The sequence below is a fragment of the Oryzomicrobium terrae genome (assembly GCF_008274805.1).
GTDB lineage: Bacteria > Pseudomonadota > Gammaproteobacteria > Burkholderiales > Rhodocyclaceae > Oryzomicrobium > Oryzomicrobium terrae.
The window spans coordinates 1923933-1945253 of the sequence record NZ_CP022579.1 but is presented as its reverse complement, the minus strand read 5'-3'; the positions used below and the strand labels follow the sequence as shown (position 1 = coordinate 1945253).

Annotated in this window: 17 protein-coding genes and 1 pseudogene; 6 read left to right on the top strand and 12 right to left on the bottom strand. The window is 67.7% G+C overall.

All coding sequences use genetic code 11. The annotated features are described in order from the left end of the window. The first annotated feature begins 563 nt into the window (after positions 1–563). From lexA to OTERR_RS08935, 3 genes are all read left to right on the top strand, one after another. Positions 564–1184 carry a transcriptional repressor LexA gene (gene lexA, locus OTERR_RS08945; RefSeq protein ID WP_149425532.1) on the top strand — a complete coding sequence of 207 codons (621 nt, stop codon included), beginning with the start codon at positions 564–566 and terminating at the stop codon, positions 1182–1184. Between the two features lie 214 nt (positions 1185–1398). Next, positions 1399–2721, top strand: a complete 1323-nt coding sequence (locus OTERR_RS08940; protein ID WP_149425531.1) for a hemolysin family protein — start codon at positions 1399–1401, stop codon at positions 2719–2721. Positions 2722–3212: 491 nt separating this feature from the next. Next, on the top strand, positions 3213–4562 hold the full coding sequence (locus OTERR_RS08935; RefSeq protein WP_149425530.1) for an MATE family efflux transporter: 1350 nt from the start codon (positions 3213–3215) through the stop codon (positions 4560–4562). Between the two features lie 17 nt (positions 4563–4579). Here OTERR_RS08935 and OTERR_RS08930 read toward each other — a convergent pair whose 3' ends face one another. From OTERR_RS08930 to OTERR_RS08920, 3 genes are all read right to left on the bottom strand, one after another. Continuing rightward, complete coding sequence (locus OTERR_RS08930; protein ID WP_149425529.1) at positions 4580–5773, bottom strand: HPP family protein; 1194 nt, start codon at positions 5771–5773, stop codon at positions 4580–4582. 198 nt (positions 5774–5971) lie between these two features. Further along, positions 5972–7045, bottom strand: coding sequence for an asparaginase (locus tag OTERR_RS08925; RefSeq protein ID WP_054620789.1), 1074 nt, complete (start codon positions 7043–7045; stop codon positions 5972–5974). A gap of 105 nt (positions 7046–7150) precedes the next feature. Continuing rightward, positions 7151–8269 (bottom strand): tartrate dehydrogenase, encoded by a 1119-nt coding sequence (locus OTERR_RS08920; RefSeq protein ID WP_149425528.1) that lies wholly within the window; start codon positions 8267–8269, stop codon positions 7151–7153. Positions 8270–8380: 111 nt separating this feature from the next. Here OTERR_RS08920 and OTERR_RS08915 point away from each other — a divergent pair, with 111 nt between their 5' ends. Both OTERR_RS08915 and OTERR_RS08910 read left to right on the top strand, forming a co-directional pair. Next, positions 8381–9307, top strand: coding sequence for a LysR family transcriptional regulator (locus tag OTERR_RS08915; RefSeq protein WP_149425527.1), 927 nt, complete (start codon positions 8381–8383; stop codon positions 9305–9307). A 66-nt stretch (positions 9308–9373) separates the two neighbouring features. Beyond that, a complete protein-coding gene (locus tag OTERR_RS08910) occupies positions 9374–9754 on the top strand; it encodes a hypothetical protein (protein WP_149425526.1) in 381 nt (126 codons plus the stop codon). A 111-nt stretch (positions 9755–9865) separates the two neighbouring features. On the opposite strand, the gene OTERR_RS08905 is transcribed toward OTERR_RS08910, so the two are convergent. The 8 genes and pseudogenes from OTERR_RS08905 to OTERR_RS08870 form a co-directional block, all read right to left on the bottom strand. Further along, positions 9866–10006, bottom strand: coding sequence for a hypothetical protein (locus tag OTERR_RS08905; RefSeq protein ID WP_223115911.1), 141 nt, complete (start codon positions 10004–10006; stop codon positions 9866–9868). Beyond that, the gene (gene cueR, locus OTERR_RS08900; protein WP_054620793.1) at positions 10006–10410 is read right to left on the bottom strand and encodes a Cu(I)-responsive transcriptional regulator; all 405 of its coding nucleotides are present in this window, start codon (positions 10408–10410) and stop codon (positions 10006–10008) included. The genes OTERR_RS08905 and cueR overlap by 1 nt, the downstream gene beginning before the upstream one ends. A 15-nt stretch (positions 10411–10425) precedes the next feature. Next, complete coding sequence (locus OTERR_RS08895) at positions 10426–12909, bottom strand: heavy metal translocating P-type ATPase (RefSeq protein ID WP_149425525.1); 2484 nt, start codon at positions 12907–12909, stop codon at positions 10426–10428. A gap of 81 nt (positions 12910–12990) precedes the next feature. Further along, entirely contained in the window at positions 12991–14892 is a 1902-nt protein-coding gene (locus tag OTERR_RS08890; RefSeq protein ID WP_149425524.1) for a GGDEF domain-containing protein, read from the bottom strand. A gap of 203 nt (positions 14893–15095) precedes the next feature. Continuing rightward, the gene (locus OTERR_RS08885) at positions 15096–15875 is read right to left on the bottom strand and encodes a peptidylprolyl isomerase (RefSeq protein WP_054620795.1); all 780 of its coding nucleotides are present in this window, start codon (positions 15873–15875) and stop codon (positions 15096–15098) included. Positions 15876–15976: 101 nt separating this feature from the next. Next, the gene (locus tag OTERR_RS08880; protein ID WP_149425523.1) at positions 15977–16261 is read right to left on the bottom strand and encodes a BolA family protein; all 285 of its coding nucleotides are present in this window, start codon (positions 16259–16261) and stop codon (positions 15977–15979) included. 13 nt (positions 16262–16274) lie between these two features. Then, positions 16275–16577, bottom strand: coding sequence for a YciI family protein (locus OTERR_RS08875; protein WP_149426491.1), 303 nt, complete (start codon positions 16575–16577; stop codon positions 16275–16277). A gap of 77 nt (positions 16578–16654) precedes the next feature. Beyond that, positions 16655–17179 (bottom strand): annotated as a pseudogene (locus OTERR_RS08870) (septation protein A); the annotation flags it as partial. 248 nt (positions 17180–17427) lie between these two features. Here OTERR_RS08870 and OTERR_RS08865 point away from each other — a divergent pair. Next, on the top strand, positions 17428–20646 hold the full coding sequence (locus tag OTERR_RS08865; protein ID WP_149425522.1) for a hybrid sensor histidine kinase/response regulator: 3219 nt from the start codon (positions 17428–17430) through the stop codon (positions 20644–20646). A gap of 69 nt (positions 20647–20715) precedes the next feature. On the opposite strand, the gene OTERR_RS08860 is transcribed toward OTERR_RS08865, so the two are convergent. After that, positions 20716–21207: a DUF411 domain-containing protein gene (locus tag OTERR_RS08860; protein ID WP_223115910.1), complete on the bottom strand. Its 492-nt coding sequence runs from the start codon at positions 21205–21207 to the stop codon at positions 20716–20718. Positions 21208–21321 lie beyond the last annotated feature (114 nt).

The following is a 21321-nucleotide window of genomic DNA, read 5'->3' as shown; positions in this document are numbered from 1 at the left end:
AAAAATGCGGAAGGGTGGGGCCGTGATCGGCGCGGACGGCGCGGATTATCGCACTGTTGGCGGCCTGTCGGCCCACTCCCACGGCGACGCCGATGGCAGCGGCCATTCCTCTGGCTCGACCCCGCTTGGGGGCGGCGCCGTTACCAGCCCGATTCCCGGATCAGTACGGCCAGAGCGGTGTGCAGAAAGTCTCCCAGCAAGGTCTTGGGGCGACCGTAGATCACCAGGTGGCCACGTTGCACCTTGCTTGCCATCTTCTAGACCACGGGCGCCGCCGCCTGGAGGGCACTCGGGCTCAACAGGCACAGAAACAGGACGAACAGGGCGCGGACAAGTGGGGGCATGGGGCGGCGATTATACGCATTCGTCCTGAAGCGCCTCAGGGCTGCGACTACCGCCGATCAGCGGTTTTTCCTCTTGGGCAGGGCGTTTTGGGTTGTTATTTATGGGTAGCTGTATAAAAATACAGGTTGTGGCTACGGGGGGCCGGGACAATGCCAGACCGCCCCGGAATGGCCCCAAAACGCCCCTTTCCCTTCGCAACTTTCCGCCTGGAGCCTTTGATGAAGCTCACCCCGCGGCAGCAGGAAATCCTCGATTTCATCCGCAACACCCTGGAAATCCTCGGCGCGCCCCCAACCCGGGCGGAAATTGCCAGCGCCTTCGGCTTTGCCTCGCCCAATGCCGCCGAGGACCACCTCAAGGCCCTGGCCAAGAAGGGCGTGCTGGTGCTCGAACCGGGGGCGGCCCGGGGCATCCGCCTGGTCCAGCAGCTGGGCCTGCCGCTGATTGGCAGCGTCGCCGCCGGCAGCCCGATTTTGGCCGAGGAGCATGTCCAGGGGCGCTACCAGCTCGACCCCAACCTGTTCGCCCCGAAGGCCGACTTCCTGCTCAAGGTGCGCGGCCTGTCGATGCGCGACGTGGGCATCATGGAAGGGGATCTGCTCGCCGTGCATCGCACCGGCGAGGCCCGGGACGGCCAGATCGTGGTGGCCCGGGTCGGCGACGAGGTCACCGTCAAGCGCCTCAAGCGCCGTGGCCTGCCATCCGGGGTGGTGCACCTGCTGCCGGAGAACCCGGATTTCGAGCCGATCGTGGTCGATACCCGCCGGGAGCCCCTGACCATCGAAGGCATCGCCGTGGGGCTGATCCGCAACGGCAGCCAGACCGGCGGGCTGACGTGATGCGCTGATCCGCCGATCCCGCCGTGGCGCACGCAGCGGGCGGGCGCCGACGGGGCTTGGCGCCGCTCGAGACCCTTGCCGCCACCGTGGCATCGGTCACCCTCCCAACCCCGGTGCCCGGACGGGGGCGGCAAATTCCGGCAGAATACGGGCCTCTTTGTTCCGAGAAAGGCAAGGGGCGGCCCGCGGATGTTACGGCGGTGCAGTCCCGATCATGGGTAGTAACCTGTTGTTGATCGTCGCAGCCCTCCTGCTGGTGCTGCTCAATGGCTTTTTCGTGGCCGCCGAGTTCGGCCTGGTCAAGCTGCGCGGCACCCGGGTGCGCGCCATTGCCAAGGCCGGCGGCTGGCGCAGCCGTGTGCTCACCGCGGTCCACAGCGACCTCGATGCCTACCTGTCGGCCTGCCAGCTCGGCATCACCCTGGCCTCCCTGGGCCTGGGCTGGATCGGCGAACCGGCCTTCGCCAAGGTGGTCGAGCCGCTGCTCGCCGCCCTGGGGCTGGACAACGAACAGCTGATCCACGGCATCTCCTTCTTCTTCGCCTTTTTCACCATCTCCTACCTGCACATCGTGGTGGGGGAACTGGCGCCCAAGTCCCTGGCCATCCGCCGTGCCGAAACCATTGCGGTATGGACCGCGCCGCCGCTCTACGCCTTCTACTGGGGCATGTATCCGGCCATCTGGGTGCTCAACCACAGCGCCGCCTGGGTGCTGCGGGTGCTTGGCCTGGGCGGCAACGCCAAAGGCCAGGACAGCCAGTACTCGGCCGACGAGCTGAAGCTGATCCTGCGTTCCTCCGGCTCCGAGGGCCACTACACCAAGGCCGAATGGCGGGTGCTGGCCCAGGCCCTGGATTTCGGCGACCTGGATGTGGCCGACCTGATGCGCCCGTTCAGCGAGGTGGCCGCCCTGCGCCGCGACGAACCGGTGGCCGAAAGCCTGGAGCGCATCGTGCAGCAGCGCTACAGCCGTTACCCCTACCTGGACGAGGACGGGCTGGTGATCGGCGTGCTGCATCTCAAGGACATCTTCATCGCCCTGCAACGTCGCGAGGAGCTGACCAGCCTGGACGACCTGGTGCGACCGGTGCAGATCGTCTCGCCCAACGAGTCGGCCATGGCCTTGTTCCGCCGCTTCCGCGAGGGGGCGCCGCACTTCGCCGTGGTGGCCTACCAGGACAAGCGGCCCTTGGGTTTCATTACCCTGGACAACCTGCTCGGCGCCCTGGTGGGCGAGATCCGCGACGAGTTTCGCCAGTCCCAGAACGAATGGATCCGCCTCGACGACGGTTCCCTGATGGGCAAGGGCAGCCTGCCCATCTTCACCCTGGAGCGGGCCCTGGGCATCGACATCGAGGAAGAAGGGGTCGATTCGGTGGGTGGCCTGATCCTGCAAAAGCTCGGCGACCTGCCCCACGAAGGCCAGCGTATCGGCTTCGGCGCCTTCGACGTGGTGGTCAAGCGCATGGTCGGCCCGCGCATCGTGCTGGTGCGGGTCTATCCCAACGAGCCGGGCGAGGACGACGACGAGCTGTAAGGCGCTACGCCGGGGCGGACGTTCGTGTCTGCCGCCGTCTGCATCCCAGATCTACCCCCGTAAACCCCGCGCCGATAAACGATCTCCAAGGGGTGCCTCTGGAGATCAAGCACTGGCGCGGCGATCCGAAGGGGGTATCTGGAGATGCCCGCCCCGCTTGGGGTTTGGATGGGCGGTGGCGTGGTTGCCGCTACCGCCGCCCGTCATCCACTGTCGATCTTGTCGTTGGGCTCCCTGTCGTCCCGGGCACCCGGCACCCCGCCAAACCCCGCGCCAGTCCTCATTCTTCACAGGGTGTGCCAGAAAAGCCAGTCTGGGCGCGGGGTTTCAGGGGCGATGCTCGAAAGTCCCTGCCCCGCTTTGGTTTCCACGGGGCGCATGATTTTCCGGAGCCACAGGTCGGGCGGCGCGCCGTGCCGATTCCCCGGGCCAAGGCTCCGCTAATTTTGTACCATTCGCCCCTTCCGTTTTTTGCCCCGCCCCGTTTCCCCATGCTTCGCACCACCCGGCCCCTGGCCTGGCAGATCGCCCAACTGGCCTGGCCCGTCCTGATCGCCCAACTCGCTTCCATCGGCATGATGGTGGCCGACACCGTCATCGTCGGCCGCGCCGGCACCGAGGACCTGGCCGCCGTTGCGGTGGGCTCGGGCATTTACGTCTCGGTGGCCCTGGCCCTGGCCGGGGTGGTCCAGGCCCTGGCGCCGGTGGTGGCCCACCTGGTGGGGGCGCAGAAGGTGAGCGAGATCGGCCCCATGGTGCGCCAAGGCGTCTGGCTGGTGCTGCTGCTGGCGGTGGTCGGCGCCCTGGTGCTGCACTTTCCCGGGCCGCTGCTCGGTTGGGCCGAGCTGGCGCCGGCCATCGAGGCCAAGGCCCGGGCCTACATGAATGTGTTGATCCTGGCCCTGCCGGCGGGCCTGGGCTACCGGGCCTTCGCCGCGGTGGCCAACGCCGTGGGTCGGCCCAAGCCCCTGATGGTCATCGCCCTGGTGGAAACCGTCAGCCACGCATTGCTCGCCTGGTTGCTGGTGGGCGGCCACCTGACCGGCACGCCCCTGGGGGCCGTGGGGGCGGCCATTTCCCAGACGTTCTGCGTCTGGGTCGCCCTGGGGGCATCGCTGCTGGTCATGCTCAAGGGCGAGGTCTATCGGCCCTACAACATCTTTCGCCGCCTGGAGGGCATCCACTGGGGACGCCAGGGCGAACTGCTGCGCCTGGGCGTGCCCATGGGCTTTTCCTACCTGGTGGAGATTTCCGCCTTCACCCTGATGGCGGTGTTCGTCGCCCGGCTGGGGGCCGAGACGGTGGCCGGCCACCGCATCGTCGCCAACCTGTCGGCGCTCACCTACATGCTGCCCCTGTCCCTGGCCATCGCCACCTCGGCCCTGGTCGGCCAGGCGGTCGGCGCCCAGGACGAAATCCGGGCCCGGCGCACCGCCATGGCCGGGCTATGGCTGGCCTGCGGCCTGTCTGTGCTGATGGGCGGCGCCCTGTGGCTGGCCCGGGAGGCGGTGGTGGCGCCGGTGAGCAGCGACCCCCAGGTGCGCGCCGTGGCCGTCGCGCTGGTGATCTACATCGCCGTCTACCAGTTCTGCGACGCCGCCCAGACCATCGCCGCCTTTGCCCTGCGCGGCTACAAGGTCACCTTCGTGCCGCTCTTGATGCACATCACCTGCTTCTGGGGGATCGGCCTGGGAGGCGGTTACTGGCTGGCCTTTCAAGCCCCGGTGCCGCAAGGGGTGGCGGGTTTCTGGCAGGCGGCGGTGGCCGCCACCGTGGCCGCCAGCGTGCTCCTGGGCGGCCTGCTGGTGATGGTGATCCGCAGCCGCCGGCGCAGCGCCTGAGGCGGCATTAGGCGGCATTAGGCGGCCGGGGAGGCCGGGGAGGCGTCCGGGCCGGTGGCCCGCTCCAGGGCCAGCTGGTGGAAGAGGGCGGCCACCAGGTCGGTCTGGCTGAGGATGCCGGTCAGGCGTCCCTCGTCGTCTACCACCGGAATCGCCCGGGGATGGCCCTGCACCGCCAGGGCGGCGGCCACGGCCCCCAGGTCGTCCGACTCGCGCACGGTGAACACCTGTTCCTGCATGATCTGGCCGACCACCTCCGGCTTGTCCGAATACACACCGGGAGTGGGGCGCAGCAGGCGGCGGATGTTGTCGCCCACGGGCTGGCGCGTATCCGGCGCGACGTGGGCGAGATAGTCCTCGACCCCTACCAGGCCGATTACCCGGCGCGCCCGGTCGATCACCGGCAACGCCTTGATGTGGTGCTGGCGCAGGCGCTTCCAGGCCTCGTTCAATTCCGTGCCGAACTCGGCCGTGATCGGGTCGGGGGTCATGATCTCGCGGCAATGCAGGGTGACGTGGCGGCGAAAGGCATTCTCCGTGGCCAGGTTGTAGACCTGCACCAGATCGTCCTCGCTGATGTCGAGAAAGGTATCGAGCCGCCCTAGGGCGTACTGCAGGTCCGCGTGGCCGATGCCCGGGCGGGCCAGAGGCGGTTCCACCGCCACCGCCGGGGCGTGGCTGGTGATGCACTGAGGGTAGCGCCGGCCCGGGATCAGGTTGTTGACCGCCATGACCGCCACCAGGGTGCCGAGCACGTTGGCCCCGACCACCGCCAGATCGGTCCAGCCCTGATGGTGGGTCAGGGCCAGCGCCAGGGCCAAGGAGCCGCCGGGGGGATGCAGGCAGCGCAGCCGGGCCATCAACCAGATGGCGGCGGCAATGGCGGTGGCCGCCGCCAGGGGCGGCCAGGGAATCCATTGCCCGCAGGCGAGACCCGCCACGGCCGAGAGGAACAATCCCCCCGCCACCGACCAGGGCTGGCCCAGGGGGCTGTGGGGCAGGGTATAGAGAATGACCGTGGTGGCCCCCACCGGCACCAGCAGATGGCGGGTTTCGGCGGAAACCGGCAAGACCGTCAGCACGCCCTCCATGATCAGGAAACCGACCAGGGCCGCCAGGGCCGAACGCCAACGTTCGGCGGCGGAAAGAGGCACGGCATCGGCTACCAGGTGGCGCAGGGCGAAATCGCGCAGGGCAACGGCAGGGTTCATCTCGGCGCTACGGACAACGGTTGGGGGGCGCTATTTTCCCGGTGGCGCCGGGAGCTGCCTATCGTCACAAGTGACGGCCCGGCCGCCTTATCCCTCCTGCTGCGGCGCCCAAAAAAAACGGGCACCCGAAGGTGCCCGGAAGCGGACCTGGAGGGGCCGCGGAACAGGAGGTGAAGAAATGGTGTTGCCCCGCGTGGATCAGCGGTCGAAGTACTTTTGCAGTTCGTCGCGCTTCTGGGTGTGCTGCAGGGCGAGCATCAGCAGGATGCGGGCCTTGTGCGGCGGCAGGTTGTCGGCGGAGATGGCGCCCAGGTCCTGCAGCGTCTTGCCGCCACCCTGGAAACCGTACACCGGCAACACCCGGCCGTTGGGCACCCGGGTGGATACCACCACCGGCACGCCCTGGGCGATGGCGTCCTTGATGGCCTCGTACATGGGGATGTTGACGTTGCCCCAGCCTAGGCCCTGGATCACGATGCCCTTGGCGCCGCCGGCGATGGCGGCCTTGATCAGGCTGCCGTCGGCACCGCCGAACATGGGGATGATCTCGACCTTGGCCAGGTTGTCGCTGATGAGCGGCACGTGCTGGCGGCGCAGGGGCGCGCGGTAGAAGATCACCTTGTCGTTGTCCACGTTGCCGAGGAAGCCGTAGTCGCCGGACTTGAAGGTCTCCACGTCGGAGGTGTGGGACTTGATCACTTCCCGGGCGGCGTTGATCTGGTTGTTGAGCACCAGCATGGCACCCTTGCCCTTGGCCTCGGGGGTGACGCACACCCGGGCGGCGCCGAGCAGGTTGCGCGGACCGTCGAAGTCCTTCTCGGAGGCGTTGCGCTGGGCGCCGATGAGGATCACCGGCTTGTCGCTCTTGACCGTCAGGTCGAGGAAGTAACCGGTCTCTTCCAGGGTGTCGGTGCCGTGGGAGACGATCACCCCGGCCACGTCCTTGCGCGCCAGGGCCTTGTCCACGGCCTTCTGCAGGGCTACCCAGCGGGGCGGATCCATGTAGTCGGAGGGCACGTTGGACTGGTTGAGCACCTCGACCCGGGCGTAGTCGGCGATCTCGGGCACGGTGGCGAGCAGGTCTTCGCCGGAAATGGCCGGTACCGGGGCCTTCTTCACCGGGTCGATCTTCATGGCGATGGTGCCGCCGGTGGCGATCAGCTCGCATACCGGCTTGGCCGACTGGGCCTGGGCGGCACCGGCGGTCAGGAGCGTGGTGGCGAGGCCGGCCAGGGCGAGGCCGAGGGCGGAACGCTTGAAGCGCTGGGTCATGGTTGTCTCTCTTTCGTTATGGTTGTCGGGGTTGGGTGCCTCCCGGCACTGCTCGGGCCACGCCGCCCGGGAGGCGCGGCAGCGTGGCGGTAAGGGATGGGGCGTTTAGATCGCCGCGGCGATGGCCCGCCCCAGTTCGCTAGTGCTGGCCGTGCCGCCCAGGTCCGGGGTGCGCGGGCCGTGCTCCAGCACCTGCTCGACGGCCCCCAGGATGGCGTCGTGGGCGGCCCGGTAGGTGGCGTCGCCCTGGCCGAGGAAGTCCAGCATCAGGGCGCCGGACCAGATCATGCCCATGGGGTTGGCGATGCCGCGGCCGTAAATATCCGGGGCCGAGCCGTGCACCGGCTCGAACAGGGAGGGGAAGGTGCGTTCCGGGTTGATGTTGGCCGAGGGGGCGATGCCGATGGTGCCGGTGCAGGCCGGGCCCAGGTCGGAGAGGATGTCGCCGAACAGGTTGGAGGCCACCACCACGTCGAAGCGCTCGGGCTGGAGGACGAAGCGGGCGCACAGGATGTCGATGTGCTGCTTGTCCCAGCCGATCTCCGGGTACGCGGCGGCGACGGCGGCGAGGCGCTCGTCCCAGTAGGGCATGCTGATGGCGATGCCGTTGGACTTGGTGGCGGAAGTGACGTGGCGCTTGGGCCGGTCGGCCCGGGGGGTGTTTTGGGCCAGCTCGAAGGCGTAGCGCAGGATGCGGTCCACCCCGTGGCGGGTGAATACGGCTTCCTGCAGCACCAGTTCCCGGTCGGTGCCTTCGAACATCTTGCCGCCCACGGAGGAATATTCACCTTCGGTGTTCTCGCGGATGATGGTGAAGTCGATCTGGCCCGCCTCCTTGTTGGCCAGGGGACAGGGCAGGCCGCGCATCAGGCGCACCGGGCGCTGGTTCACGTACTGGTCGAAGCGGCGGCGGAATTGCAGCAGGGATCCCCACAGGGAAACGTGGTCCGGCACCTTGTCCGGCCAGCCCACGGCGCCAAAGTAGATGGCCTCGCAGGTGGAAAGCTGCTCGAACCAGTCGTCCGGCATCATCTTTCCGTGGGCCAGGTAGTAGTCGCAGTGGGCCCAGTCGAACGTGACGAACTCCAGGCCGATGCCGAACTTGCCGGCGGCCGCCTCCAGCGCGCGCAGCCCCTCGGGCATGACTTCGCGGCCGATGCCGTCGCCGGCGATGACGGCGATGCGGTGGGCGGGACGGGCAGATGTGGCGGCGGGGGACGGCATGGTGGCTCCAGGAGGGTGAGAAAGATGAGCCCTCACTCTACCCGTGCTGTTTTGTGGAAAAATACAGATTCTGTGAATTGATTAACCACGAATCGTGGCTTTTAACGCCCCATGCTGGTGCCTGCCACCTACCCCCAACTCGACGACCTGCGCCTCTTTTGCGAGGTGGTGCGCGGCGGCAGCCTGGCTGCCGCGGCCGCCGCCCTGTCGGCCTCGCCGTCCTATGTCAGCAAGCGCCTGGGCATCCTGGAGCAGCAACTCGGGGTACGCCTGCTCCACCGCACCACCCGGCGCCTGGCGGTGACCGAGGACGGCGAGACGGTGCTGCGCTGGGCCCGGCGCCTGCTCGCCGACGCCGAGGAAATGGCCCTGGAGGTGAAGGCCAGCCGGGCCGAGCCGGAAGGCCTGCTGCGCATCACCGCCAGCTTCGGCTTCGGCCGTTGCCATGTGGCGCCGGTGGTGTCGGAGTTCGCCGCCCGCCATTCCCAGGTGGAAGTGCGCCTGGACATCCTGGACCGACCCATCGACCCGGTGATCGAACAGGTGGACGTGGACGTGCGCCTGGGCGGCCCCCTGGAGCCCCATCTGGTGGCCCAGAAGGTGGCCGACAACCACCGGGTGCTGTGCGCCTCCCCGGCCTACCTGGCGGCCCACGGCATGCCCCAGCGCCTTGCCGACCTGGCCCGCCACCGTTGCCTGGTGATCCGCGAGCGGGACCACGTCTTCGGCATCTGGCGCCTGGCCGGCCCGGGGGGAGAGGAAACGGTCAAGGTGCGCGGCACCCTGTCTGCCAATAACGGCGAGATCGTGCACCGCTGGGCCCTGGACGGCCACGGCATCATGTTGCGCTCGCGCTGGGACGTGGATACGGAACTGGCCGGCGGCCAGTTGATCCAGGTGCTGCCGGCTTACCGACAGCAGGCCGATATCTGGGCGGTGATGCCCTACCGGCCGGCCCAACCGCCCAAGGTGCGGCTGTTCGTGGCGTTTCTGCGGGAGCGGATGGGAACGCATCCGGACCATACGCCCCTGGCCTGATGAGGGCGGACACTGGAACCCGTATCGTAGAATGACCGGGATTCCTGCTGCGAAGGGCCTTACCCCATGACCTACCGTTCCTTGCTGGCGCTCGGCGCCCTGTCTGCCTTATCCCTGATCCTCGCCGCTTGTGGCACGGCATCCAAGACGCCGCCTGCGGTACGGAGCAACCAGCAGCTGGAACTGAAGCTGGCCAGCGGTACTTACGCCTGCGAGAACCGGGTGCGCTTGCGGGTCGAGCGGGAAATCCGCAACCAAGTCAATTCCGGCATCAATCTCAACTGGAACGGCAACAGCTACACGCTGGTGCGCGACCCATCCTATTCCGGCCTGCCGCGCTTCGAGGACAGTGCCAGCGGTCTGGTGTGGATCGACCTGCCGTGGAAGAGCCTGCTGCTCGACGGCAAGACCAACACGCCGCTGGTGAACGAGTGCCGGCCGGCCTGATCGGGCATTCTTCGGGGATGTGTCCCGGGGGCAAAACAAAAGGGCGCTTCTCCGGAAGCGCCCTTTTTTCATCCGCATCCGCCGCATTGGGGGCTACGGCGGCGGTGAGTCTTACTTGCGACCCTTCAGGGTGGAGTAGCTGGTGATCCGGTTGCGGTAGTCCGGGATGTGGTTGGAGAACAGGGCGGCCAGGCCCTCAATGTCGTTGCGCCAGTCCCGGTGCAGTTCGTAGGCCACGCCGAACCAGGTCATCAGCCCGGCGGCCCGGCTCGGTGGCCGATGCCTTCCAGGATCGGGCAATCGGGTCGGTTGTCGCCATGGCAGCAGGCCGACAGGGTGCGCAGGGCGCCGATCATGGCATTGAGTTCGATCACCTTGGCTTCCAGGGTGGCGATGTGCCGCTCGGCCAGGGCCTTCACGTCCCGGCTGGCGCGCTGCTGGTTGTTCCACAGGGAGAGCAGGTCGCCGATTGCATCCAGGCCAAAACCCAGGTCCCGGGCGGCACGGATGAAGCGCAGGGTGGCCACGTCCCGCTCCCGGTACTCCCGGTAGCCGGATTCACGCCGCGCCGCCGTCGGCAGCAGGCCGATGGCCTCGTAATGGCGGATCATCTTGGCGCTGACGCCGCTTTGCTGGGCTGCTTCACCGATTTTCATGGACGGGGTCTCCGCTCAGACGGTCGTGGTACTCGCCGCCGCTTTTCGGTGCAGCGGGGCGCTTGCCGGGGAATGGGGCAGGCCAGTGGGGCGCCAGCGCTTGAGTAGCAGGGCGTTGGTCAGTACCGAGACGCTGGAGAGCGCCATGGCCGCCCCGGCAAACACCGGGTTGAGCAGGCCGAGGGCGGCCAGGGGGATACCCACCACGTTGTAGATGAAAGCCCAGAAGAGATTCTGGCGGATCTTGCGCACGGTCATGCGCGACAGGGCGATGGCGGCAGCCACCAGGCGCGGGTCGCCGCGCATCAGGGTGATGCCGGCGGCGTGCATGGCCACGTCGGTGCCGCTGCCCATGGCGATGCCCACGTCGGCCGAGGCCAGCGCCGGGGCGTCGTTGATACCGTCGCCGACCATGGCCACCACTGACCCACCGGCTTTCAGTCGGGCGATGGTGGCGGCCTTGTCGGCGGGCAGCACCTCGGCTTCGACCTGGTCCAGCGTCAACTGGCTGGCTACGGCCTGGGCGGCCCCCCGATTGTCACCGGTCACCAGCACGGTACGGATGCCCTGGCGGTGCAGGGTGGCGATGGCTTCGGCCGATTCCGGCTTGAGCGGGTCGCCGTAGGCGAACAGGCCGAGCAGGCGTGGTACGGCGCTATCGCTCACGTCTGCCAGCCAGGCCAGACTGCAGCCTTGGGCGGTGAGGCGTTGCTGGTCGGTGGCAAAGTCGGCCAAAGCGGCTGCCAGGCCAAGTTCGCCCATCAGGCGGGTGCTGCCCAGGCGCAGGGTGTGGCCCTCGACCTGGCCGGCCATGCCCCGGCCGGGCAAGGCTTCAATATTGTGGGCGGCCGGCAATGTGCCGTTATCCGCTCCGCCTTCGGACTTGGCGGCGGCCACGGTAGCCTTGGCCAGGGGGTGCTCGCTGCCGCTCTGCACGGCGGCGGCCCAGGCCAGCACCGGTGCCGTAACGCCCGGTGCGGCGCGCTGGAACACCAGGCCGGGCTGGCCCCGGGTCAGGGTGCCGGTCTTGTCGAAGGCCACCAGGCTGATCTTTTGTGCCAGTTCCAGGGCTTCGGCGTCCTTGATCAGGATGCCGTGGCGGGCGCCGACCCCGGTGCCGGCCATGATCGCCGCCGGGGTGGCGAGTCCCAGGGCGCAAGGGCAGGCGATCACCAGCACGGTCACGGCGTTGATCAGGGCGGTTTCCCAGTGGCCGCTGCCCAGGCCCCAGGCGAGCAGGGTGGCGAAGGCGATGGCCAGCACCACCGGGACGAAGATCGCGGCCACCTTGTCCACCAGCTTCTGGATCGGCGCCTTGGCCCCCTGGGCGTCCTCCACCAGGCGGATGATGCGGGCCAGCACGGTTTCGCTGCCGACGGCACCCACCACGATGCGCAGCAGGCCGTTGCCGTTGATGGCGCCGCCGGTGACCGGGTCCCCCGGCGCCTTGTCCACCGGCAGGCTTTCGCCAGTGATGAGGGATTCATCCACGCTCGAAGTGCCGGTGCGGATCTTGCCGTCCAGGGGAATGCGCTCACCGGGGCGGACCACCGTCACATCGCCGACCCGCACCTGGGCAATGGGCAGCTCCTGCTCCACCCCGCCGCGGATCACCCGGGCAGTGTCCGGACGCAGGGCCTGGAGGGCGCGGATGGCCTCGGTGGTCTGGCGTTTGGCGCGGGATTCGAGCCACTTGCCGAGGCGCACCAGCACGATCACCACGGCGGCGGCTTCGAAGTACAGGTGCATCTCGCCGAGCACCAGCCACTGGTAGAGGGACAGGCCGTAGGCAGCGCTGGTACCCAAACTGACGAGCAGATCCATGTTGCCGCTGCCCGCCTTGACCGCGCTCCAACCGGCCCGGTAGAAGCGGGCGCCAATGACGAACTGGACCGGGGTGGCGAGGAGGAACTGGACCAGGGCCGGCAGCATCCAGTGGATGCCGACGGGTTGGAGCAGCATGGGCAGCACCAGGGGAAGGGAGAGGAGGGCGCCGACCGCCACGGTCAGCCCCTCGCGCCGTTCACGGCGCTCCCGGGCCAGCTCCGCCGTATCGGCGACATTACCGCTGGCATCGGCTGCGGCGGGCGGAGCCACGCCGTAGCCGGCCGCCTCGATGGCGGTTTCCAGAGTGGCGAAATCGGCGCCGGGGCCGACGCCATGCACTTCTGCGGTTTCATTGGCCAGGTTGACCTGGGCCGAGATCACGCCGGGTACGGCGGCCAGGGCCTTCTCGACCCGACCGGCGCAGGTGGCGCAGGTCATGCCGGTGATCACGAGGCGGGTGGTTTGCGCCGATACCCGGTAACCGGCGTCGGCGACGGCCTGTGCCAGTTGGGCGACGGGCAGGTCGGCAGCGCTGGCCACGCGTACCGTCTCGCTGGCCAGGTTGACCTGGGCGCTGGTGACTCCGGGTACGGCGGCCAGGGCTTTTTCGACCCGGCCGGCGCAGGTGGCGCAGGTCATGCCGGCCACGGGAAGGGTGAGTTCGCTACGCATTGCATCATTCCTAGCAGAGGGAATGACTGTAGCTTGGACCTTCCCATCATGGGAAGGTCAACTTTTTTTAAGCGGGACCGTTCAGACAGCGCTCAGGACTTCGTCGTCGCTGCTTACCCCTTCTTGCGGCGAGGGTTGCTGCATCGGGCGGCGGCGCTCGATGAACAGGCTACTGCCCGGCTGCTTCTTGGCCTGCTTCTTGGCGCTGGCGCACACCGCCGAGATTTCGTGGTGGGTGTGGAACTGGCCAGGCAGTACCCGGACCGCACCGATGGACAATGAGGGCAGGGGGTTGAACACCGGTCGGCCCTTGCGGTCCTCCCCGGCAAAGCCACCCCGTTGCAGGTCTTCCGGCTCGACCAGGGTGAGGATCTGCTCGTCGAAGTAGCGCAACGCCTTGGCGCAACGTTCTTCCCAGTCGTCGCTCTGGAAGAGGATGACGAAATCGTCGCCGCCGACGTGGCCGACGAAGTCGCGCCGGTTGTCCGCTACCCCGACCAGCAGGCGGCCGAGCAGCTGGATCACGTCGTCGCCGCGGCGGTAGCCGTAGGCGTCGTTGAAAGGCTTGAAGTTGTCGATGTCGAAGTAGCAGGTGGCAAAGCTGGCGCCGCCGGCACTCAGGCTTTCCAGCAGGCGGTCCGTATGCTCGTTGAGGGGCACATTGCCGGGCAGCTGGGTGAGGGGATTGGCGTAGCGGGCGGCAGAAATCTGCAGCTCGGTAATCAGCGCCATCAGCGCCTGGCCGCTGCCAACGCCGGCGTAGCGGCCGTTCTCGGTGATGACGAAGCCGTCCTGCAGGTAGTGGCTGGAGGCCCGGGAGACCATGCGGCTCACCTCCTGCACCGGCAGCTGGTGGTCCACCACCAGGGGCGCAGGGTCCATGAACATGGTGCAGGGTTTCTTGCCATACAGCTCGCGGCGGAAGGGGCGGGCGAAGCGGTCGATCAGGTTGTGGCGATTGATCAGCCCGACCGGTGTACCGCCGTCGTCCACCACCGGCAGCACCTGTATTTCAGGATCGGCCTCGAAGCGCTCGTAGACCTTGTCGTTGGGCGCCAGGGGCGAAATCGGGGCGATGTACTGGAGTAGGTTGCGCGCCGTGGCCATGCCGCTGCCGGCGCTGGCGTTGGGGAAAACCATGATCTGCCCGGCGGACAGGGCCGACAGGGCCGCTTTCTCCGGCTGGGTGGGGGGCGTGGCGGCGGGGCGGGCGATGAAGTAACCCTGACCGCAGGCGATACCCAGGTCGCGGATGGTGGTGAAGTCGGCCTCCCGCTCGATGCCTTCGGCGATGATGAAGGCGCCGCTGGTTTCGGCGATGTCGTGCATCGAGCGCACCAGCTGGAATTTGAGGGGGTCGTCGGCGATGCCGTGGACGAAGTGCCGGTCGATCTTGACGAACTCGGGGCGCAACTCGGACCACATGCGCAGGTTGGAAAAGCCTTCGCCAAGGTCGTCGATGGCGATGCGGTAGCCCAGGCCCCGGTAGTGCAGCAGGGCGTCGCGCAGGGCAGGAAAATCGTCGATCTGCTGGTTCTCGGTGACCTCGATGACGATGCGGCTCGGGGTCAGACCCAGACCGCGCAGCAGGTCCATGGTGGCGCCGTTGCGAAAGCTCGGGTCGCGCAGGGCGGTGGGGCTGGAATTGACGAACAGCCGCCCGGGCAATTGCAGGGTAGCAAACGCTTTGAAGATCGTTTCCCGGCAGGCCCGCTCCAGTTCGAGCAGCTGGTCCGCTTCCTGGGCGGCGGCAAACAGTTGGGCTGGCGACTCGAGCAGGGACCCCTCGGGGCCGCGGATCAGGCCTTCGAAGCCCAGGTAGGCCCGGCCGCGCAGGTCGAGAATGGGCTGGAACACCGCGCGCAACTGCTGCTGTTTCAGGATGCCGGTGAGCGCCTCGTTCAACGCGGAGGTGGCGGGCTCTGCCACATCGACGTCGGAGCAGGCAATCAGGGCGAGGTGCGGCGGGTGGGAGTGGGACATGTCGGTTTTTCTTCGTAGTGAGCAGCGGGCCTGCTGGCGAGAATGACCCAGAACGCCGCGCACTGTACCGACGGGGAGTGACGGTTGTATGACAGCCTGGCGCCACAGGGCAGGCTGGTACAGCCGCACGTCCGGAAACCACCATGAAAAACGGGGCGCCGGTTACCCGGACGCCCCGTTGGCGGCAAAGCTGGCAGGGGGACTTATTCCACCTTGGCCTTGGCGCGCAGATCCATGATCAGCTTGTCCACCAGCTTCTGCTCGACGCGCTGGGCCAGTTGCGGCTTGAGCTGCTCGTAGGGCGGCGCGGTCAGGGGACGGGACTCCTCGAGCAGGATCACGTGCCAGCCGAAGTCGGACTTCACCGGGGCTTCGGTGTACTTGCCCTTTTCAAGCTTGACCAGGGCGTCGGCGAAAGGCTTCACATAAGCATTGGGAGGGGCCCAGCCGAGGTCGCCGCCGTTGTCCTTGGACCCCGGGTCCTTGGAGTCCTTGGCCAGATCGGCAAACTTCTCGCCCTTCTTCAGCTTGGCGATGATGGCCTTGGCGTCGTCTTCCTTCTCGACCAGGATATGACGGGCGTGGTACTCGTTACCGCTCATCTGGGCCTTGATGCTGTCGTATTCCTGCTTGATCTGGGCCTCGGTCACCGGGTTGGACTTCATGTAGTCCTGGAGGAAGGCGCGGATCAGCACGGACTGGCGGGCCAGGTCGATCTGGGCGGCCACGTCGGCCTTCTTGTCCAGGCCCTTCTTCTTGGCTTCCTGGGCCAGCACTTCGCGGCGCACCAGCTCTTCCTTCACGGCAGCGCGCAGTTCGGCGTTGTCGGGAGCGCCCTTGGCCTTCTGCTCGTTCACGATGGCGTCGGCCAGGGACTTGGAGATGGAAACACCATTGACCTTGGCGACGGATTGGGCGAAGGCGGGGGCGCTGATGACGGAAGCGGCAACCAGCGAGAGGGCCAGTTTGGACAGCGTATGCATGTATGAGTCCTTGTGGGGGAAAGCGTTGCGTTGATGACGAAAGAATTATACGGCGGGGAGGGCGCAGGAGGCCGCTCGCGCAACGCGCGGCGACGAACGGCTCAGGCCTCTTCCTCCGGGGTATGGGTGGTCAAGGCCAGGGCATGGATCGGGCCGCGCATCAATTCACCGGCGGCTGCATAGACCAGCCGGTGGCGGGACACGGTGGGTTTACCGGCGAAGGCGGCCGAGACGACCAGCACTCGGTAGTGGCGGCCGCCCCCCCGGGCGCCGGCATGGCCGGCATGGTGGTGACTATCGTCCGTAATTTCCAGCCGGACCGGCGCCAGGGCTGCAGTGAGTCGCTCGTGCAGGGTCGCGGCCAGGGCTTCGGAGGTGTAGTGCATGGCGGCCGACGATTCAGGTGGGAAAAACCTTTTTGAACGGCTTGACCACGACTTTGGCGTAGACCCCGGCAGCGACGTAGGGGTCGGCGTCGGCCCAGGCCTGGGCGTCGCTCAGGCTGGCAAATTCGGCGACGATCAGGCTGCCGCTGAAGCCGGCCGGGCCCGGGTCCGGGGAGTCGATGGCCGGGCAGGGGCCGGCCAGCAGGAGACGGCCGTCGGCCTGCAGGGCCTGGAGGCGTTCCAGGTGGGCGGGGCGGGCAGCCAGACGCTGCTCCAGGGAACCGGGGTTGTCTTCACCGACGATGGCGTACCACATCATTGTCTTTCCTCCACGCCCGCATCGGCGGATGGGGCGGCGTTGGCAGGGTTGAGCGGGGCGGGTTGTTGGGCGGAATCGTCCATGTAGCGCGCCAGGATGAACCCCTGGGCGACCATGAACGCCAGGAGCATGCCGGTGGCGCCGAACAGCTTGAAGTTCACCCAGGCATCGAGGGAATAGGTGAAGGCCACGTACAGGTTGGCCAGCCCCATGACCACGAAGAACAGCGACCAGGCCAGGTTGAGCTTGTGCCAGATTGGCTCGGGCAGGGTGATCTGCTTGCCCAGCATGGTACGGATCAGGTTCTTGCGGAAGAAGATCGACGAGCCGAGCAGCAGGGTCGAGAACAGCCAGTAGAGCACCGTGGGCTTCCACTTGATGAAGGTTTCGTCGTGGAGCAGCAAGGTGGCACCGCCGAAGATCGTGACGATCGCCAGGCTGGCCCAGAGCATGGTGTCGACCTTGCGGTGGCGATACCAGACCCAGGCGATCTGGGCGGCCGTGGCGGCAATGGCCACCGCAGTAGCGGCAAAGATGCCCGACGTCTTGTAGGCGGCGAAAAACAGGATGACGGGCAGGAGGTCGAAGAGAAACTTCATCGGTATGGGAAAGCGGTGCGGCAGCAGGATGGTGCCGGCGCCGGCCAGGGGCGACGACGGGAAAAGATCGGCGATTATGGTCTTTCCCGAGGGGAGCTGTCCATGGATTCCATGCATCTTCGGTGACAGTGTGTAATCCGCCCGGGACGGGGCTTCCCGCGGCCCGCGCTATACTCGCCGCTCCTGCCTGGAGGCAGGGCTGCCGCCGCGGTTGCCGCCCGCGGCTTTTTTCCTCGGTATCCGTCGCCATGACCTTTTCGTTCCGACCGTTCCTGCGCTGGCTGCCCCATCGCCTCGGCTCCCAGCTGGCCCTGCTGGTTTCGCTGCTGTTTGCCGGCACGGTGTTCGTGTACACCTGGGTGACGGCGTCGGCGGAGATGAACCTGGCCGAACACTTGGTGATCAGCCAGTCTCGCACCCTGGCCCGGGGCGTGGCGGATTCCGTAAGCGACATGATCGTGCTGGGTGATGGTGCCGGCCTGGAATACACCTTGCAGCGCGCCAATGAGGCCACCGAAGTGCGCGGCCTGATGGTGGTCGATCTGGCGGGCAAGGTGCTGGCCGCGTCCCGCCGCGACGACAATGGCCTGATCCAGGCCGTCTACGGCCTGCCGCTCATGAAGGTGCCGGAGGGTAGCCAGCCCCTGCATGTGATGCGGCCGTCGGATTCCCCAGATTTTCTCCACGCCACCGGCTCACGGCTGACCCTGTGGTATCCGCTCGAAAGCGGTGAGCGACAGGGCTGGCTGCGCATGGACGTGGGGCTCGATGCGCTGGACCAGGCCTGGCGCGAAACCTGGCGGACCAGCGTGTTGACCGCCGTGCTGTCGGTACTGGCCAGCACCGTGCTGCTGCTGTTGTTCCTGGCACGGCCTCTGCGGGCATTGCGCCAGGCGGCCCGGTTTGCCGCCGATCTGGACGTGCGCCGGGGCGACGTGCTGCCTGCCTACCGGGCCGATCTGGAAACCGGTGAAGTGGTCAGCGCCCTTAACCGTGCCTCCCTGCAGCTGGCGGCTCAGGAGGCGACCATCGCCGAGCACACCCGCTTTCTCAAAAGCCTTACCGATGCTCTGGGCGAAGGGGTGGTGGCCACCGACGCCTTGGGGCGGGTGACCTTCGTCAATGCCGAGGCCGAGCGGCTGCTCGGCTACAGCCGGGCCGAACTGGAGGGGCAATACCTGCACGATCGGGTCCATCCGTGCACCCTGAGCGGCCAGCCGGTGGCCCGGGACGAGTGCCCGATGCATGCCCCGGCGGTGCTGCGCCACGCTTTCCGCACCGACTATGACGCCTTTACCCGCAAGGACGGCAGCCTGCTGCCGGTGTCGGTGGTTCAGGTGCCCCTGCTCGAAGGCCAGCGCCTGACCGGTACCGTGGCTGCCTTTCAGGACATCACCGAACGCAAGCGTGACGAGGAATACCTGCTCGCCACCACCTCCCGGCTCACCGCCCTGATCGAGAGCCTGCAGGCCGGCATCCTGGTCGAGGACGAGAACCGCCAGGTCCTGCTGGTCAACCAGACCATGCCCGCCGTGCTCGGACTCGACTCCACCCTGGCGGAAAGCTACATCGGCCAGGACTGCCGCACCGTCCTGGCCAGCCACCTGCCGCTCATGAGCAACGGCGAGGAGATGCAGGCCTGGGTCGAGGCCCGGGTGGTGGAGCGGCAGCACGCCGAGGGCAAGGAAATGCTGTTGAAGGATGGTCGGGTACTGGAACTGGACTACGTGCCCATCTATCTTTTTCCCGACGCTCCGGACCCGGACGGCTACCGGGGCCACCTGTGGCTGTTCCGCGACATCACCGAACGGAAGCAGGCCGAGCATGAACTGGAGCAGGCCCGCCAGGCGGCCGAGGCGGCGAACCGGGCGAAGAGCGTCTTCCTGGCCAGCATGAGCCATGAAATCCGCACCCCGATGAACGGCATCCTGGGGATGACCGACCTGACCCTGGAAACCAACCTGGACCCGGTACAGCGCGACTACCTGGAAACGGTCAAATCCTCGGCGGAATCCCTGCTGGTGATCATCAACGACATCCTCGACTTCTCCAAGATCGAGGCCGGGCGCATGGACCTGGAAGCGATTCCCTTCGCTCCCCGGGCCCTGGTCCGCGACGTGATCAAACCCCTGGCCCTGCGTGCCCGGCAAAAGGGCCTGACCCTGGAGTCGGTGGTCACCGAGGATGTGCCGGAGCGCCTGGTCGGCGATCCGGTGCGGCTCAAACAGGTGCTGATCAACCTGATCGGCAATGCGCTCAAATTCACCGAGCAGGGCGGCGTCACCGTCACTCTCGCCCGGGGCGACGAGCCGGGCCACCTGCGGGTATCGGTCAGCGATACCGGGGTGGGCATTGCCCCGGAGCAGCAGCAGGTCATCTTCGACGCCTTTTCCCAGGCCGACAGCAGTATTGCCCGGCGCTTCGGCGGCACCGGCCTGGGCCTGGCCATCAGCAACCGGCTGGTCACCATGATGGGCGGGCATATCGGCGTGGAAAGCCGGCCCGGCCACGGCGCCACGTTCTTCTTCGATGCCCGCCTCGGCACCCTGGCCTTGCCAGAGGAAGCGCCTGTTGCCGAGGCTGCCGAACCGGCCGGTGGCCAGGGCCGCGCCACGTTGCTCCAGCCCCTGTCCCTGCTGTTGGCCGAGGACCATCCGGTCAACCGCAAGCTGGCCCTGGCCCTGCTCAATGGCCGCGGCCACCGGGTTACGGTGGCGGAAAACGGCCGGCAGGCCCTGGAGCGCTGGGTGGCGGCGCCAGAGGACTTCGATGCGGTGCTGATGGACGTGCACATGCCGGAAATGGATGGCCTCACCGCCACCCGGGAAATCCGTGCCGCCGAGGCGGCCCGGGGCGACGGACGGACCATTCCCATCATCGCCATGACCGCCAGCGTGCTGGAAGGCGACCGGGAAGCCTGCCTGGCGGCGGGCATGAACGGCTACGTGGCCAAGCCGGTGGTGGCCGAACACCTGTTTGCCGAGCTGGCCCGCTGCCTGCCCAACGCGGTGGTGTCCGCACCGGGCAGCGTCCCGGCCGGTCCGGCTGTGCCGGGACCCTCGTCAGCGAATGTGCCGGATGTGCCGCTGCTCGACCGGGACGAAACCCTGGCGCGCATGGGGGGCGATACGGAACTGCTGGCGACCCTGGCCGGGATGTTCCGCGATGAACTCCCCAATCACCGTCAGCGCCTGGCGCCGCCGACAGTGGAAAGCGCCGCCGAATGGGCCAAGCGTATCGCCGACGAGGCCCATACGCTGAAGAGCCTGTTTGCCACCTTCTCCGCCCCCGGCGCCACGGCCCAGGCCCTGGATCTGGAGCAGGCTGCACGGCGGGCGCTCAAGGGCGCGGCAAACCAGGAGATCGGCGGAAAGGAGTTGGAGGCCTTGCAAGGTCAAACAGTGACGTTGCTCGCCACCCTGGATGAGGTCGAGACGGAGCTGCTGGCCTGGCTGGCCGCCGCCTGATGCACCGGCTTCGGCCGTGAGGGCGGGGCAACGCCCGCCTCACGGCGCTCCACCGCGTTCCATTCCAGCTCAGTGCCGGGCGAATACCGAGACTTTTTCCCGGCCGCCTTCCCGACTCACCAGCAGGGTGTCGTAGGGCTGGGGCTTGGGCACTTCCATCCCTGGGGCGCCCTGGGGCATGCCGGGCACGGCCAGGCCGACGGCCTTGGGCTTTTCCGCCAGCAGGCGGCGGATGTCCTGGGCCGGCACGTGGCCCTCGATGGCATAGCCGCCCACCTTGGCGGTGTGGCACGAGGCCAGGGAATCGGGCATGCCGGCGGCGGCCCGGGCGGCCTGGGTATCGTCCACGTTGTGCACCTTCACCGTGAAGCCGGCGGCCTGCATGTGCTTCACCCAGTCGGTGCAACAGCCGCAGTAGGGGCTCTTGAATACCTCCACGGTCGGCAGGGCCGCTTGGGCCAGGGCCCCGGCGGCGTTGAGCGCCAGGAGCAACGCGGCGATCCCCCGCCGGAGGCGGCGCGGTGTGGCGGAGGACTGAGTGGCGTGGGTGGCATGGTGCATGGTCATCTCCCGTAAAGGCACCGGGAATCCCCGGTTGGGTGGTGGCCGACAGCCCCGGGCAGGGATGCCGGCCGGAGGGTTCGAAAATGTCCGGAAACGCTGGAACAGGCGGAA

Excerpts from the sequence above, each read along its gene's own strand:
- OTERR_RS08875 (WP_149426491.1), bottom strand. The coding sequence starts at position 16,577 with ATGTGGTACGCCATCGTCGGTGAAGACAACCCCGGTTCCCTGGAGCAG.
- OTERR_RS08910 (WP_149425526.1), top strand. The coding sequence starts at position 9,374 with ATGACCTACCGTTCCTTGCTGGCGCTCGGCGCCCTGTCTGCCTTATCC.
- OTERR_RS08930 (WP_149425529.1), bottom strand. The coding sequence starts at position 5,773 with ATGAACCCTGCCGTTGCCCTGCGCGATTTCGCCCTGCGCCACCTGGTA.
- OTERR_RS08895 (WP_149425525.1), bottom strand. The coding sequence starts at position 12,909 with ATGCGTAGCGAACTCACCCTTCCCGTGGCCGGCATGACCTGCGCCACC.
- OTERR_RS08940 (WP_149425531.1), top strand. The coding sequence starts at position 1,399 with ATGGGTAGTAACCTGTTGTTGATCGTCGCAGCCCTCCTGCTGGTGCTG.
- OTERR_RS08915 (WP_149425527.1), top strand. The coding sequence starts at position 8,381 with ATGCTGGTGCCTGCCACCTACCCCCAACTCGACGACCTGCGCCTCTTT.
- OTERR_RS08885 (WP_054620795.1), bottom strand. The coding sequence starts at position 15,875 with ATGCATACGCTGTCCAAACTGGCCCTCTCGCTGGTTGCCGCTTCCGTC.
- OTERR_RS08925 (WP_054620789.1), bottom strand. The coding sequence starts at position 7,045 with ATGACCCAGCGCTTCAAGCGTTCCGCCCTCGGCCTCGCCCTGGCCGGC.
- OTERR_RS08920 (WP_149425528.1), bottom strand. The coding sequence starts at position 8,269 with ATGCCGTCCCCCGCCGCCACATCTGCCCGTCCCGCCCACCGCATCGCC.
- OTERR_RS08890 (WP_149425524.1), bottom strand. The coding sequence starts at position 14,892 with ATGTCCCACTCCCACCCGCCGCACCTCGCCCTGATTGCCTGCTCCGAC.
- OTERR_RS08865 (WP_149425522.1), top strand. The coding sequence starts at position 17,428 with ATGACCTTTTCGTTCCGACCGTTCCTGCGCTGGCTGCCCCATCGCCTC.
- cueR (WP_054620793.1), bottom strand. The coding sequence starts at position 10,410 with ATGAAAATCGGTGAAGCAGCCCAGCAAAGCGGCGTCAGCGCCAAGATG.
- OTERR_RS08860 (WP_223115910.1), bottom strand. The coding sequence starts at position 21,207 with ATGCACCATGCCACCCACGCCACTCAGTCCTCCGCCACACCGCGCCGC.
- lexA (WP_149425532.1), top strand. The coding sequence starts at position 564 with ATGAAGCTCACCCCGCGGCAGCAGGAAATCCTCGATTTCATCCGCAAC.
- OTERR_RS08905 (WP_223115911.1), bottom strand. The coding sequence starts at position 10,006 with ATGACCTGGTTCGGCGTGGCCTACGAACTGCACCGGGACTGGCGCAAC.
- OTERR_RS08880 (WP_149425523.1), bottom strand. The coding sequence starts at position 16,261 with ATGCACTACACCTCCGAAGCCCTGGCCGCGACCCTGCACGAGCGACTC.
- OTERR_RS08935 (WP_149425530.1), top strand. The coding sequence starts at position 3,213 with ATGCTTCGCACCACCCGGCCCCTGGCCTGGCAGATCGCCCAACTGGCC.